Origin of the sequence: Alkalihalobacillus sp. BA299, assembly GCF_017745675.1 — a bacterium.
Lineage (GTDB): Bacteria > Bacillota > Bacilli > Bacillales > Bacillaceae_F > Alkalihalobacterium.
Genome location: NZ_JAFLJM010000001.1, coordinates 350,785 through 364,839 on the forward strand (window position 1 = coordinate 350,785; position 14,055 = coordinate 364,839).

At 37.1% G+C, this 14,055-nt stretch carries 14 protein-coding genes; 8 read left to right on the plus strand and 6 right to left on the minus strand.

Features of this window, described 5'->3' with window-relative positions:
- The first annotated feature begins 5 nt into the window (after positions 1-5).
- The 4 genes from J0N78_RS01675 (at position 6) to J0N78_RS01690 (ending at position 4,670) form a co-directional block, all read left to right on the plus strand.
- Positions 6-1,055 (plus strand): ABC transporter substrate-binding protein, encoded by a 1,050-nt coding sequence (locus J0N78_RS01675; protein WP_209121259.1) that lies wholly within the window; start codon positions 6-8, stop codon positions 1,053-1,055.
- Between the two features lie 149 nt (positions 1,056-1,204).
- Positions 1,205-2,374, plus strand: coding sequence for an amidohydrolase family protein (locus J0N78_RS01680; protein ID WP_209121260.1), 1,170 nt, complete (start codon positions 1,205-1,207; stop codon positions 2,372-2,374).
- 194 nt (positions 2,375-2,568) lie between these two features.
- On the plus strand, positions 2,569-3,354 hold the full coding sequence (locus J0N78_RS01685; RefSeq protein WP_247747051.1) for a FadR/GntR family transcriptional regulator: 786 nt from the start codon (positions 2,569-2,571) through the stop codon (positions 3,352-3,354).
- An 89-nt stretch (positions 3,355-3,443) separates the two neighbouring features.
- Positions 3,444-4,670 (plus strand): amidohydrolase family protein, encoded by a 1,227-nt coding sequence (locus J0N78_RS01690; RefSeq protein ID WP_209121261.1) that lies wholly within the window; start codon positions 3,444-3,446, stop codon positions 4,668-4,670.
- A 120-nt stretch (positions 4,671-4,790) separates the two neighbouring features.
- On the opposite strand, the gene J0N78_RS01695 is transcribed toward J0N78_RS01690, so the two are convergent.
- Positions 4,791-5,426, minus strand: a complete 636-nt coding sequence (locus J0N78_RS01695) for a cell wall hydrolase (RefSeq protein ID WP_209121262.1) — start codon at positions 5,424-5,426, stop codon at positions 4,791-4,793.
- A 269-nt stretch (positions 5,427-5,695) separates the two neighbouring features.
- On the opposite strand from J0N78_RS01695, the gene J0N78_RS01700 reads away from it, so the two are divergent.
- Complete coding sequence (locus tag J0N78_RS01700) at positions 5,696-6,622, plus strand: ketopantoate reductase family protein (RefSeq protein WP_209121263.1); 927 nt, start codon at positions 5,696-5,698, stop codon at positions 6,620-6,622.
- Between the two features lie 58 nt (positions 6,623-6,680).
- Here the strand turns inward: J0N78_RS01700 and J0N78_RS01705 are convergent, their stop codons facing one another.
- Positions 6,681-7,136, minus strand: a complete 456-nt coding sequence (locus J0N78_RS01705; protein WP_209121264.1) for an acyl-CoA thioesterase — start codon at positions 7,134-7,136, stop codon at positions 6,681-6,683.
- 309 nt (positions 7,137-7,445) lie between these two features.
- On the opposite strand from J0N78_RS01705, the gene J0N78_RS01710 reads away from it, so the two are divergent.
- Positions 7,446-8,639 carry an aminotransferase-like domain-containing protein gene (locus J0N78_RS01710; RefSeq protein WP_209121265.1) on the plus strand — a complete coding sequence of 398 codons (1,194 nt, stop codon included), beginning with the start codon at positions 7,446-7,448 and terminating at the stop codon, positions 8,637-8,639.
- A 63-nt stretch (positions 8,640-8,702) separates the two neighbouring features.
- Here the strand turns inward: J0N78_RS01710 and J0N78_RS01715 are convergent, their stop codons facing one another.
- Together J0N78_RS01715 and J0N78_RS01720 are read right to left on the minus strand one after the other, a co-directional pair.
- Positions 8,703-9,260: a polysaccharide deacetylase family protein gene (locus tag J0N78_RS01715; protein WP_209121266.1), complete on the minus strand. Its 558-nt coding sequence runs from the start codon at positions 9,258-9,260 to the stop codon at positions 8,703-8,705.
- Between the two features lie 209 nt (positions 9,261-9,469).
- Positions 9,470-10,708: an aspartate kinase gene (locus J0N78_RS01720; protein ID WP_209121267.1), complete on the minus strand. Its 1,239-nt coding sequence runs from the start codon at positions 10,706-10,708 to the stop codon at positions 9,470-9,472.
- Positions 10,709-10,916: 208 nt separating this feature from the next.
- Between J0N78_RS01720 and ectA the strand changes: the two genes are divergently transcribed.
- Together ectA and ectB are read left to right on the plus strand one after the other, a co-directional pair.
- Entirely contained in the window at positions 10,917-11,408 is a 492-nt protein-coding gene (gene ectA / locus J0N78_RS01725; protein WP_247747053.1) for a diaminobutyrate acetyltransferase, read from the plus strand.
- 29 nt (positions 11,409-11,437) lie between these two features.
- The gene (ectB, locus tag J0N78_RS01730; protein WP_209121269.1) at positions 11,438-12,715 is read left to right on the plus strand and encodes a diaminobutyrate--2-oxoglutarate transaminase; all 1,278 of its coding nucleotides are present in this window, start codon (positions 11,438-11,440) and stop codon (positions 12,713-12,715) included.
- A gap of 59 nt (positions 12,716-12,774) precedes the next feature.
- Here the strand turns inward: ectB and J0N78_RS01735 are convergent, their stop codons facing one another.
- Together J0N78_RS01735 and phnC are read right to left on the minus strand one after the other, a co-directional pair.
- Positions 12,775-13,137, minus strand: a complete 363-nt coding sequence (locus J0N78_RS01735) for a hypothetical protein (protein WP_209121270.1) — start codon at positions 13,135-13,137, stop codon at positions 12,775-12,777.
- Between the two features lie 75 nt (positions 13,138-13,212).
- Positions 13,213-13,992 carry a phosphonate ABC transporter ATP-binding protein gene (gene phnC, locus J0N78_RS01740; protein ID WP_209121271.1) on the minus strand — a complete coding sequence of 260 codons (780 nt, stop codon included), beginning with the start codon at positions 13,990-13,992 and terminating at the stop codon, positions 13,213-13,215.
- Positions 13,993-14,055: the final 63 nt, after the last annotated feature.

The following is a 14,055-nucleotide window of genomic DNA, read 5'->3' on the forward strand; positions in this document are numbered from 1 at the left end:
TCAAGATGAACAAACTTGGGGGTCTTTTGAAATTTAACATGTTGTTAGTAAGTATGGCTGTCCTGTTATTATTAGTGGCTTGTGGTAATGAAAATGAAGGCACTGCTACTGATGCTGCCGGTGAAGAGGTATCCAATGAAACGGTAGGTAGTGAAGAAAATCAAGAGCTAGAGTCTGTGAAACTCGTATTAAACTGGTTTGCACAGGCTGGACATGGCGGAATATATGCAGCAGACGCCCAAGGTTTCTTTGAGGAAAAGGGAATCGATGTAACCATTGAACCCGGTGGTCCGCAAGTTTCATCCATCCAGATGGTTGCCTCTGGCAGTGCAGAGTTTGGTCTTGTCCACGGAGATCAGCTAATCGTTGCAAGAAATCAAGGGATTGAATTAGTAGCTTTAGCAACAATTTATCAACGGAGTCCACAAGCATTTATGTTTCATAAAGGTCATGGTATTGATGATTTCGATGAAGTAAGTGGTCGAACCGCCTTTATTCAACCTGGGATTACCTATTGGGAATATTTTAAAAGTAAATATGATTTAAGTGATGTTAATGAATTAGCCTTTACTGGAGACCACACTAACTTTATAAACAATGTTGAATCAGTAAATCAAGTTTATGTCACAGGAGAACCATTTTTTATGGAACAGCAAGGAATTGAAACAGAAGTAAAATTAATTTCTGATTCCGGCTACGATCCCTATCAATATGTTCTGTATGTAACGAAAGATTATCTAACAGAGAATGAAGAGACTGTGCAAAACTTTGTTACGGCTTTTATCAAAGGTTGGAATTATTTTAAAGAAACGCCGGATGAAACATTAGAATTAATTCATGAGAAAAATCCAGATAAGTCAATGGAATCCTTGCAGTACGAATTAGAAGTAGCAAAAGACTTTATCTATGTAGGAGATGCAGAAAAATATGGTTTTGGTTATATGACAGAAGAAAGATGGTCCACACTCATTGACCAGCTGAATGAAGCAGGGGTGTTGGATGAAGCGGTTGAGGCAACAGATATATTTACTACGAAGTATTTACCTGCCAAATAATCAGTGGAGGGATTAATCCCTCCTCCCATGCTAGTTGATCTAATCCGTGCTACACCAACTTTAATCAAAGTACCAGTTATTGTCTTGAGATAACTTCTGTCGCTTATTTACTAACTTTATCGGTTAGATAGAACGAGGAGGATGAAGTCATGAAAAAAGTAATTAAAAATGTACGGTTCGAGGGTAAGGTAAGGGATCTGGTTATCGAAAACGGACTCATCCAGGAGATTGTAGAATCTGAAATGGAAACAGAGGTTTTTACATATGATGCGAAGGGTCTTTTATATTTACCAACACTCGCTGATATGCATTGTCATTTGGATAAACACCTTCTTGGTGAGTCATGGCGATCGCTCCAGCCCTTTACTACGTTATCGAAACAATTAAAGTTTGAAAAAGAGTTGCTCTCATCTATGGAGAATTCAGTGGCAACTCGAGCATTAATCTTGGCAGAAGTCATGCTAAAACAAGGAACAACAAAAATCAGAACTCATGTAGATGTCGATCCTGAACTTGGGTTGAAGCACCTAGAGGCCGTTCTTGAGCTGCGTGAACAATTAAAAGAATTAATGGAAATTGAAATCGTTGCCTTTCCACAACAAGGCTTATTACGGTCAAATTCTGTGGGCATTATGAAAGAGGCGCTTCGAAACGGAGCCGATCTTGTCGGAGGCGTTGATCCAGCTGGTCTTGATAGAAGAGTGGAAGCAAGCTTAGAGGCCATGTTTGATTTAAGTGTAGAATTTAATGCAGGTATAGATCTACATTTACATGATCCAGGTCATCTTGGTGTGTACACGATTGATCTTGTCACAGACTATACAAGACAAACGCAGAAGCAAGGTAGGGTTGCCGTCAGTCACGCCTATTGTTTAGGTATGGTTGCTGATACGGAGTTAAGTGATACTATGAATGCCTTAAAGGAAGCAAGTGTATCGATTATTTCAAGTGTTCCTATTGATCGTCCGATGCCACGAATAGAAACAATGGTTTCTGCGGGGGTAACCTTTCAAGTCGGTACAGATAACATCCGTGATGCTTGGTCCCCATATGGTAATGGAGATATGCTGCAACGGGGTTCGCGATTAGCGGAGAAGAACGGATGGGTAACTGATGAGCTCTTAACCAAAGCGTACTCCTTTATAACGAACCGTTCCTTGACCCCAAAAGTCGGTGAAAAGGCTGATTTTATGCTAGTAGACGCGCAAAACATTAAGGATGCCATCGCATCCGTACCAAAGCGAGAAGCAGTTTTTTCAAAAGGGAACCTCATCTCTGGTGAAGAACACCAATTAGAAGGTGAGTACATATCTCGGTAAGCAACTGCAGGGTATCAGTAAAAATAAAATCATTCCAACTAAGATAAATTCCAGAGACTAAGTAGTGCCAGTTAGTTTGATGGACAATGCTCCATTGATCTTCTGGCATTTTAAATACTGGTATAAATAGAGTTTAGAAACCGAGTCAGAAAACTTCACGTACTACACGACGTCTGTAATTTGGCGTGATATCGTTGAGGAACAAGAAAACGGAAAAAATGGATGGCAATCTGGTAAGACCGGTCATACCAGATAATGAAGAAAAACTATACGCCCAAGGAGAAACGAATATGATCGTTGTAAGTGAAACCGTTCAGAAGTTTTTACTAGACTATATTAGGAAGAAGGGGCTTCAAACAGGTGATAAACTTCCGTCTGAAAGAGAGCTCGTTCAATTATTAGAGGTAGGGAGATCATCGGTTAGAGAAGCGATTCAAATTCTTGCTGAAAAAGGTATCATTGAAAAGAAACCTGGAAAGGGAACCTATTTAAAAACAAAGATTCATTATAATAAATTAAAGGACATCACGACATGGTTACCTTCGATTGATGTAAACCAGTCCTTGGACTTATTAGAATTTAGAAAAGGAATTGAAGTAAAAATTGCGTTCTTAGCTGCCAAAAGGAGAGATGAGGCTTGTATAAAAAAAATGGAAAAGTCCATGGATGATTTAGCTGTTTGTGTCGCAAATGGAACCTCTATTATTGTTCCTGATCTCGATTTTCATGGAACGTTAGCTATAGCAACACAAAATGATGTCATCGTCAACGTCTATCAATCAGTTGTAGAAAATTTTAAAAAGGTGCGAATGGAAATGGCAATTAATGATGATGTCGAGCACGCTTACTATTATCATAAAGAAATCTTAAAAGCTGTGAAAGAAAAAGACGCGGAAAGAAGTAGTATCCTAATGCAAAGGCATCTCGAGGATGTGCAATTTAATTACCGAACGATGTTATCTGAGTTAGGAGCAAAATAACAATAACAAGGGTATTAGGAGCTTTTACTGGTTTTGCAACTCTATTATTCTAAGTTAATCGTTCAATTATTTATAAGAGGGGGCCAATAATGCTAGACATGTTGTTTCATAAAGTTGCTATTCCGCACAACGATGAAAAAATGGATGTAGGGGTTCAGAATGGTAGGATTACTTATCTATCTAAGGCGGGAGAGCAGGTACCCCAAGCAAAGCAAACCATTAAAGCTGATGGAAGGGTTCTATTACCTGGACTTGTGGAGCCGCACATTCATTTAGATAAAGCCTATTTGCTGGATCAAATGAAAGAAGATGCTACAACGCTGGATGAGGCAATTCAATTAACAGGTGATTTAAAGAAAGGATTTACAAAGGAAGATATTAAACAACGCTCGATAAAAGTATTAGAAAAATGTATTTCATATGGTGTAACTCATCTTAGGTGTCATGTAGAGGTAGACCCGATTGTAGAGTTAAAAGGTTTGGAGGTTTTATTAGAACTTAAAGAGCAATATAGAGAACGGATTGATATACAACTCGTTACGTTTCCTCAAGAGGGAATATTTCAACAAAAAGGAACGGCTGAACTGATGGAAGAATCGCTGATTATTGGCGCAGATGTTGTTGGTGGGATTCCCTATAATGACCCGAATCCCATAGGTCACCTTGATTTTGTTTTTCAATTAGCTCATAAATATAATAAACCACTCGATTTTCATGTTGATTTTTCCGATGACCCACAGCAATTGGCCATAAAAGACATCATAAATCGGACATTAACATACGGGTTTCAAGGACGAGTATCGGTGGGGCACTTGACTTCACTTGGATCCGTTCCGTACAACCTCGCCCAGCAAATTGCTGCAGATATTGCTAAAGCAAATATCCATGTGATGTCATTGCCGGCAACCGATTTATTTCTCAATGGTAGAGGTGATAAAGAGAGAATGAGGCGAGGGGTGACACCTGTCAAACTTCTTTTGGAAGAAGGAGTGAATGTCATCGTTGGAACCAATAATATTCAAAACCCATTTACTCCTTTTGGTACAGGCGATCCTTTAGATGTAGCATTACTTCTTGCACATGTAGCACAAATGGGGACGTATCGGGATTCAGAAACGTTGATTGATATGACTACTGTCCATGCTGCGAGGGCATTAGGCATACCATCCCACACAATAGCGCTCAATCATCAAGCGGACCTTGTCCTTTTTGATACAACAAATCCTCGTAATGTTTTACTAGAACGACCGCAAAGGTTAGGAGTATGGAAAGGAGGAGTTCAAGTTGATAGGGATAGAACAGTTATCCAAGTGTAAATCAGATCAGATCAAATCCACCAGATATAAAGTTAGGTGGATTTATCTGACAACCTCCTTGACCACATTCTGATCACATTATATTACTTAAACATATGTACTTACCTATATGAAAATGTATTAATTTTTAAATACATGTTGTCCAATAACAAGGGTTGTCCTCCTAGAGTCTAACCAACGGCTTGTAGCTATGTCTGGGTTGTAGAAGAATAACGAACCTCGAGCTATATTTCTCATGTTGGATAATGCTGCATATACTGCCTTGATGGACTCCTTATCAGCTGGTTTGTTTATTTGTCCATTTGCAACGGGTTGAAATTGACCACGTTGATAAATGACTTTTTTTATGGTATTAGGAAATTGGGGGCTTTCTACTCGATTTAAGACAACATCGGCCACCGCAACTTTTCCTTCAAAAGGCTCTGTTTGGGCTTCGGCTCTTACAATTCTAGCTAATAAATCGATCTCAGCTACCGAGAGGCTTACTTCGAGGTTTACTTCGGTAGAGTGGTTTTTTTCCTCTATAGACATAGCTTCGGAAGAATTACTTGTTTCATTTATATTAATATGCTGACCTACAAAAATCAGGTCAAGATTCTCAATTTCTGGGTTATCCTTCGCTAGTTCTTCTAATGTTAAACCATGTTCCTGTGCGATTTTCGTCATTGTATCTCCTTTTTCAACGGTATAAGCAAAAGTAGGTGCAGCAAAAGATAGAGCTGCTAGTAATGTCAGTACAAAAATTAATTTTTTCATAAATATAGTCCTCCTAGTTGATATAGTAGTTTTAAAAACTCTTATCTACTTCCATTCCTATGAACGAAAAAAATAGAATAGTATTACAATTTGATTACAATGAGATAAAGGAGCTTGAAATTGAGAGATTTGGAAAAAAATAGAATTCTATCCCATTTAACTGGCGCTAAGACTCCCACTTCATGGTTTTAGGTGATAGAATAGAGTATGCGAAGGGGTGTTTGTTAGAATAAATGGATAAAGTTTATCATTAGGGAGGCTGTTCTATTATGAATATACTGGTGCAAGGTGCAGGAGCTTTGGGAGTTTATTTTGGTGGGAGAATGTTAGAAGCAGGTGAAAGCGTTTCGTTTTTTGTTAGAGAAAAACGCGCTAATCAATTAATAAAAGAAGGTTTGAAAATAAACAGCCCTGAAGGAAGCTTTGAAACAAAAGACGTAATGGTTTATACATCGCCTGAAAAAGTCAAAGATATAGATTTAGTAATACTGGCTGTAAAAGGATATCATCTTAACCAAGTCATACCGCAAGTCCAAATGATCGTACAACAGACAGGAGCGTTTGTGTTGCCTTTGTTAAATGGTATGGAGCATTTGCAATTATTACAACAAGCAGTTGGAACAGAAAAGGTGGTAGGTGGCTTTGCTTCTATCATTGCTACGTTAAATGAACAAGGTCACGTAGAGCATACAAACGGAAGTAGTACTATAAAATTTGGAGCCCTTCATAACGAGCAAACAAAAATATGTGAGCAACTAGAAGCGATACATAGTCATGTAAAAACAAATATACTAAGAGAAGAAAATATTTTAAAACATATGTGGAAGAAGTATATATTTATTACAGCTTTTTCTGGAATCACTTCAGCAATGCAGCTGCCAGCAGGTTTTATTGCGAGCTCAGAGGCTTCATTTGCCGTTGCTAGAAAAGTAATCTATGAGATGAGTTTGCTCGCTGAGAAAGAGGGCATTGCTTTAACAGATCAAGAAGTGGAAGTAATGGCAAACCGATTAAAGGGTTTCAAAAAAGAAGCGACATCTTCCATGCATCAGGATATGAGAAAAGGGCTGCCTATAGAAGTCGAGCATTTACATGGGGGAGCACTGCGGATGGCAGCCAAACACCATGTGACTGTTCCTGTCATTGAAACGCTGTATGGTGTACTGAAACCGTATGAAAACGGCAAACCGAATTGACTATTATAAATAGTAATGAACGAGCAATAATCAAATGCGATTTTTGCTCGTTCATCTTTCAATTAGTCCCTTTTTTTGATAATTCCTCTCCTTTTTCAAACTTCACTATTTTCTCTCGAATGAAATCAGGAACTTGTTCAGAACTTTTTGTGTTAGCATTGTAACTAACATAGATAATTTCAGCTAAAAGTAAAGGGGCACGTTCTCCTTCCTTTGTTATCATGAAATCCATAGTAAAACTAGTATGGCCTATTTTTTTTACTCGACACCAAATATTTAACCAATCACCAAGCCGTGCAGGGCTTTTGTATTCAAGTGTTGTTTTTGCTAAGACAAAGTCAAATTCTTCATCTTCAGCAAGCTGGACTAAATCTAGTCTTAATCCTTCTTCGAAATATTCAGATACTGTGACATCTAAATATGTAAGGTAATGGGCGTTAAAAACAATTTTTTGCCCATCTATTTCTGAATAACGAACTTTAAGGCGATGAGAGAATTGGTAATTTTCAATCATAATAAGATAATCTCCTTTTTATTTGTCATTATAGAATATTCATAATATTACAATAATTATTGTTGCCTTTGCAAGTAAAACCGTTTTCAAATGATCAAAGATTGTATAAGTCAATGAATTCTATTAATGAAATTGTTAACTGGGAAAAGGGAAGGAATTACATGATATTTATCAATATTTGAAGTTTCAGTTTACGTAATGTATCTTAGTTCAGATAGAGGAAATTTAAAATAACTTAATGATTAATTAAACAATTTTTGAATAATCCTATTGTATTAAAAGGGATGAATGGAAAGGTGAATGATAGAAGTGAGTATTGAATCTTTTTTTTCCGAAAACATTAAATCCGCACTTAAGAGTAATCCTCCTGGTGAATGGATGACGAAAGTTCCAGCTGGGTGTATTCGTCTTAATTCTGGCTATCCGTCACCTACTCATGTGCCTGTTATGCCGTTAAAGACAGCAGTAGCTAAGTTATTTGAAGAGGAGCAGGATTTACCGCTCCATTATCTTGGGAGTCCAAGAATTACGAAATTAAAGGAGCAGATCCAAAAAAGATTGGCTGAGCGTGGTATTCATGTTTCGGAAGAAGAGCTTTTGATTACATCAGGTGCTTGTCAGGCGATCGATCTCATTGCGCGCATTCTAATAGATGATAAAACAATCGTTGCTATAGAAACACCAACGTATATGGAGGCTTTAGAGATTTTTCAAAATTATACGAAGAGTTTTATTAGTATTCCAGTAGATAAGTATGGATTCGATACCAATCGATTAGAAGAAGTTCTAGCAGAAAGGAAAAGTAAAGGGCTCACTCTTCCACGGCTACTATATACAATCCCAACCTTTCAAAATCCTACAGGAACAACCCTGACAGCGGAGCGCCGGCAGCATTTACTGGAGCTTGCTGCCAAATATAATTTCCTTATTTTAGAAGATGATGCCTACGGAGAATTATCTTTTAATAAATGTCCAATCCCACTAAAAGCACTGGATAGAGAAGACCGTGTTCTCCATGTTGGTTCATTATCAAAGGTAGTAGCACCAGGGCTACGGATTGGATGGGCAGCAGGGGCGTCTGAATTGATTACTGCGTTAGCTTGGTTTAAAAAAGACTTAGGCCATCCTTTTTCTCATGCTACAACGGCTACATTCTTAGAAATCACAGATTTTGAAAAAAGGCTCAAAACCTTAAGAGACGCGTATCAGGAAAAGTGTACTGTTTTAATCTCCTCACTGGAACAATACCTTTCAGAATTAGTGTCGTGGTATGTGCCTGAAGGTGGGTACTTTGTGTGGGTCAAAATTCCAGGTGTCGATACGGCTCAATTGTTAACTCAGGCTCTAGTTGAAGGTGTTGCATTTGTTCCTGGTAAATACTTTTTCTTGAACCAAAAGGATGGAACTGAGTTTATCCGCCTTTCGTTTAGTTATGCGGATGAAAAAGAAATCGTTGAAGGAATTAAAAAACTAGGTAAAGCTGTAAAATCAATTCTTGTTTAATTATAATAATTAATTTAAATCCGAATGGAGTTCCATGCATTACAGCGTTTAACAAAAAGAAGATTATATTTTTCTAAAGTGAAATCCTTTTGCTTTTATTTCGGTAATTAACTCAGGCAACGCCTCTAGTGTTTGTTTTAGTTCGTGCAAAAGAATAATGGCACCGTCTTCTAAATGTTCCAATACATTGGTAATAATTTTTTGTGGATTATCTTTTAGCTCCCAATCCATAGATGAAATTCTCCACATGACCGGAGTTAGCCCTAATGTTTTTGCTACAGCCATTGTATCTTCGTTGAACTGTCCAAATGGGGGACGAAAGTATTTGATTTTATGCTTTGTTATTTGTTCTATTTTCGATTTACTGCTTGCTATATCCTGAAATTGTTCCTTGTAGGACAACTTTGTCAAATTAAGATGCTTTCTTGAATGTGTTCCAATATCATGGCCCTCATCTAAGACTCTTTGCCACGGTCGTTGATCGTATAATAGTCTTGATTGCCAAAAGAAGACAGCAGGGACATTTTGGTGCCACAGGACATCGAGTATATCAAGAAGAACTTTACTCGGGCCATCATCAAAGGTAAGGACAACGGTCTTTACTTTTTCCTTCTTAACCATTGTCACAGCGTTTGAATGTACAGAATCGTACACGATCCTTGAGTGATCAACAATTCACGGATTTTTTACCATGACCACCCCTCCTTTGGTTTATACATATTCGTTTATTGGTCGATCATGTGAATTTTCGTAGGGGTGGTCATATAATTTTCCTGGTATTAAAAAAGCTTAACTTAACCCAATTACCTTATTAATGCATGGAAGAGTATTTAGGCCTCTACTTTTGCTTTTTCAGTAGTATCTAAATCGAAGGCGCTATGTAGAATTTTTACAGCATTTTTTCCTTTTTCCTCTGGGATAATGCAGGAAACTTTTATTTCAGAGGTTGTTATCATTTTTATTTGAATATCCTCATTAGATAATGTTTGAAACATTTTTGCCGCTACACCGGGGTGGATGCTCATTCCTGAACCGATGATAGATACTTTGGCCACATCTTTTTCATAAAAGGCATCAGTAAATAGTAATTCACTTTCATGTTGTTTTAATGTTTTAATTGTACGCTCTGCATCTTCTATACTTACACTGAAGGATAAATTAAACGTTTCTGTACCACGATCACTTAAAACGATCATATCTACATTAATCTTTTCTGAAGCTAAGGAATCAAATAAACTAGATATTGTGTCAACTTTATTAGGCATGTTTAGCACGTCTATTTTAATGACATCAGTATCATAAGCTATCCCGCTAACCACATTTTCTTGTTCCATTTCGTTTGCCTCCTTAATATAAGTTCCTTCCTTATCTGAAAAGCTGGAGCGAACCAAAATTTTAACTCCATGAACTTTAGCAAGTTCAACTGCTCTTGGGTGTAAAACAGATGCACCTAATGTTGCCATTTCCAACATTTCATCATGTGATATAGCCGGAAGTTTTCTAGCTTTTGGAACAATTCGCGGGTCCGTACTATATACCCCTTCAACATCAGTATTGATCTCACAATAATCAGCTTTTACTGCAACGGCAAGAGCTACAGCTGAAGTATCTGAGCCACCTCTTCCTAAAGTGGCAATTTCCTCTTTTTCTGTAATTCCTTGAAATCCTGCAACGATAACAACCTTTCCTTCTTTTAGTGATTTATATATTCGCTTTGGGTTAATATCCAAAATTCTTGCATTGCCAAATTCAGATTCTGTTTCTATGCCAGCTTGCCATCCTGTATAAGATATGGAAGGGACATCTAATTCTTGTAAAGCTGTAGATAATAAAGCGATCGAAATTTGTTCGCCTGTAGTTAAAATCATATCCATTTCACGACGAGGAGGTTTTTTTGTAACTTGATTCATTAAAGAAATTAACTCATCCGTTTGATCTCCCATCGCCGAAACAACAACAACGACTTGTGTTCCTTCTTGAACGGTTTTTTGAATTCGTTTGGCAACGTTTTTAATTCGCTCTACATTCCCAACCGACGTTCCACCATATTTCTGTACTACAATTCCCATAAGTGACCACCTTTTAAGTTCAATATAATCAGTAGTTTTAACAATTTTTTCGACTCTTAATTTTAAATTAATTAAATGGCTGAATGTTCCAAGAAATATTGAACTATTACTAAAACTGGAGATAGTTTTTTTTATAACTGTACGTATTTTAACTAATCATAAGATGAAGATGTTTCTCTTTCATCAAACTTTTAGGAGGTTCGATCTGTTGCCTACAAAAACAATGACTTTACGTAAGCCTCATATAGAGGATGGCGCAAATATTTGGAGGCTTATTCGCGATACTCAAGTTCTGGATTTAAATTCACCTTATTTTTATCTAATTTTATGTAAATATTTTGAGGATACCTGTGTTGTTGCAGAAGAAGATCATCAGATTGTCGGATTTGTTTCTGCTTTTTGTCATCCAAAAAGCCCCGAAAAAATGTTTGTCTGGCAAGTTGCAGTAGATGATTCCCAGAGAGGAAAAGGGGTAGCTTCTGCTCTTCTGCACGAGCTTGTTAAAAGGAAGGAATGTTCAAGTGTTCAATTTATAGAAACAACCATTTCTCCTTCAAATAAAGCTTCACAAGCACTATTTAGCAAGCTGGCTAAAAATTTAGGAACGAAAATAGAAAAAACGGATCAAATTCCACCAGAAATTTTTCCAAGTAATAATCATGAGACGGAACAAACCTATTTAATAGGACCTTTCCATTAATTAAGAAACCAAAAAGGAGGAGAAACATTTTGCCAACTGTACAAGACAAACCTAATTTAAATGTATTTAAAGAGCATGAATCTGAGGTGCGAAGTTATTGCCGAAGTTTCCCCGCAGTTTTCACAAAAGCAATCGGCGACAAACTTTGGGATCAAGATGGAAATGAATATATTGATTTTTTTGCAGGAGCAGGAGCGTTAAATTATGGGCATAATCACCCAAAAATGAAAGAAAAATTATTGGAATATATTAAAAGTGATGGAATTACTCATGGGCTTGATATGGCAACAGAAGCAAAAGAAAAGTTTATTACAAAATTACAAGAAACGATTCTTAATCCAAGAAATATGAAATATAAGGTTATGTTTCCAGGACCTACAGGGACTAATTCCGTTGAGAGCGCTCTAAAATTAGCAAGAAAAATTACAGGACGAGAAACGGTCATGAGTTTTACGAATGCGTTTCATGGAATGACCCTAGGAGCACTGTCAATCACAGGAAATCAATTTAAACGGCACGGTGCTGGGGTCCCGCTGCATAATACAGTTGTTATGCCATTTGATGAATTTATGGGGGAGGAAACAGATTCAGTCGATTATATTGAGCGCTTTTTAGAAGACAATGGAAGTGGGGTTTCTAAACCTGCAGCGATCATTTTAGAAACCGTTCAAGGAGAGGGAGGAATAAACGTTGCAAGCTTTGCATGGATAAAACGAATTGAAGAGCTGTGTCGGAAGTGGGATATCCTTTTAATCATTGATGATATTCAAGCAGGTATAGGACGTACAGGATCATTTTTTAGCTTTGAGCCAGCGGGAATTGAACCAGATATTATCTGTCTTTCCAAATCAATTGGGGGGTATGGTCTTCCATTTGCGTTAACTTTATTTAAGCCAGAACACGATATATGGGAGCCAGGAGAGCATAATGGAACGTTTCGAGGGAACAATCTAGCTTTTGTAACAGCAACAGAAGCCTTAGCTTTTTGGGAAGATGATTCATTAGTAAAGCAAGTGGAAAGAAAAGGAGAAAAAGTCCATCAGTTTTTAAAAAGCCTTGTTCAGAAATATCCTGACCTTAAAGGAGAAGTTCGTGGAAGAGGCTTAATGCAAGGATTGGTTTGTCATGTTGAAGGATTAGCCAGCACGATTTGTTGTACTGCTTTTGAAAAAGGGTTAATTGCTGAAACCGCTGGAATAAATGATGAAGTTCTAAAAGTGATGCCTCCATTAAATATTGATGATGAAGTATTAGATAAAGGATTATCAATATTGGAAGAAAGTATTAAGGCCGTATTAAAACAATAGGAAGATTATGGATAAAAGGACTCCTTCGTTTGTAACCAGGAGTCCTTATTTGATTAGTCTTATTCTTGAATTTGCTCATTCCAGCAAGCATCATGTTCCCATGGTTTAAACAGCTGCTGACTTTGCTTATTGAGGTATTGGGAATAGGTGACATTATTTTGTTCGTCATTAAAGCCGCTGCATTCAAAGATTTGTGACAGAATATCATCTTTATTAAAATGCATTTCTTCGATGGCAGGATCGATTGTAATGACGATGTTTTTAAATGAACTTTTTATTAACCTAAATTCGTCACTATTTATGGATGACATGCCGTTCTCTTCCAATCTAAATCTTTGTTCATAATTAGGGTCAGATAAAAAACCATTAAAAAATGTTTCTAATAATTCCTTCTCATTTTCATTTTGAACAATGATTTGCAACAAAAATCCCTCCTTTAGTTATAATTTGTTCTCCAATAATCATCCTATACTTAATTGCTTATGTGAAGTTTCACTTTATACATATTCGAGTATTGGTCGGTCATGTGATATTTCGTAAGTGTGGTCATATGTTTCCTGATATTGTTTTTCTGTGAAATCTTCAGGTTTACCGTCAAAAATAAGCTCACCGTTTTTTAAAGCAAGAATCCTTGTCGCATACCTTTTAGCGAGTGTTACATCATGGACGTTGATAACGGTTAGTAACTGATTTTGAACGTGCATCTCTTGAAGAAGCATAAAGATATGGTTGGATGTACCAGGGTCCAAACTTGCTACAGGTTCATCACCGAGAAGAACTCGAGGTCTTTGTAGAACTGCGCGTGCGATTCCAACCCTTTGCTTTTGTCCTCCGCTCAATAGTTCAACTCTGCGGTCTATAAAGTCACTAAGTCCTACATCGTGAATGACCTTTTTTGCTTGTTCAATTTCTTCCTTTGAAAACCAGCCAATTAAATTTTTAAATGTACTTCTGTAGCCAAACATTCCCGTTAACACATTTTGTAATACGGAAAGACGGGGGACGAGGTTAAAATGTTGAAAAATCATCCCCATTTCTCTTCGAACATTCCGTAATTGTTCTTCATTTTTAGTGGATAATGGCTCACCATCAAAAAATACTTCTCCACTGGTTGGTTTATGTAATCCATTCATACAACGGATTAAAGTTGATTTTCCAGCACCGCTTTTTCCCAATATACAAACGAATTCACCTTCTTGAAGTGTAAGATCAATTGACGAAAGTGCGTTTTGGTTCGTTCCTTTATAACGGACTGATAAATTTTGTATTTCAAGCATTACCTTGACTCCTTTTTTTACGGATTAAGGGTAGTAGAGTTAATTTATTTAAACAAACTTGAA

Excerpts from the sequence above, each read along its gene's own strand:
- J0N78_RS01675 (WP_209121259.1), top strand. The coding sequence starts at position 6 with ATGAACAAACTTGGGGGTCTTTTGAAATTTAACATGTTGTTAGTAAGT.
- J0N78_RS01680 (WP_209121260.1), top strand. The coding sequence starts at position 1,205 with ATGAAAAAAGTAATTAAAAATGTACGGTTCGAGGGTAAGGTAAGGGAT.
- J0N78_RS01690 (WP_209121261.1), top strand. The coding sequence starts at position 3,444 with ATGCTAGACATGTTGTTTCATAAAGTTGCTATTCCGCACAACGATGAA.
- J0N78_RS01695 (WP_209121262.1), bottom strand. The coding sequence starts at position 5,426 with ATGAAAAAATTAATTTTTGTACTGACATTACTAGCAGCTCTATCTTTT.
- J0N78_RS01700 (WP_209121263.1), top strand. The coding sequence starts at position 5,696 with ATGAATATACTGGTGCAAGGTGCAGGAGCTTTGGGAGTTTATTTTGGT.
- J0N78_RS01705 (WP_209121264.1), bottom strand. The coding sequence starts at position 7,136 with ATGATTGAAAATTACCAATTCTCTCATCGCCTTAAAGTTCGTTATTCA.
- J0N78_RS01715 (WP_209121266.1), bottom strand. The coding sequence starts at position 9,260 with ATGGTTAAGAAGGAAAAAGTAAAGACCGTTGTCCTTACCTTTGATGAT.
- J0N78_RS01720 (WP_209121267.1), bottom strand. The coding sequence starts at position 10,708 with ATGGGAATTGTAGTACAGAAATATGGTGGAACGTCGGTTGGGAATGTA.
- phnC (WP_209121271.1), bottom strand. The coding sequence starts at position 13,992 with ATGCTTGAAATACAAAATTTATCAGTCCGTTATAAAGGAACGAACCAA.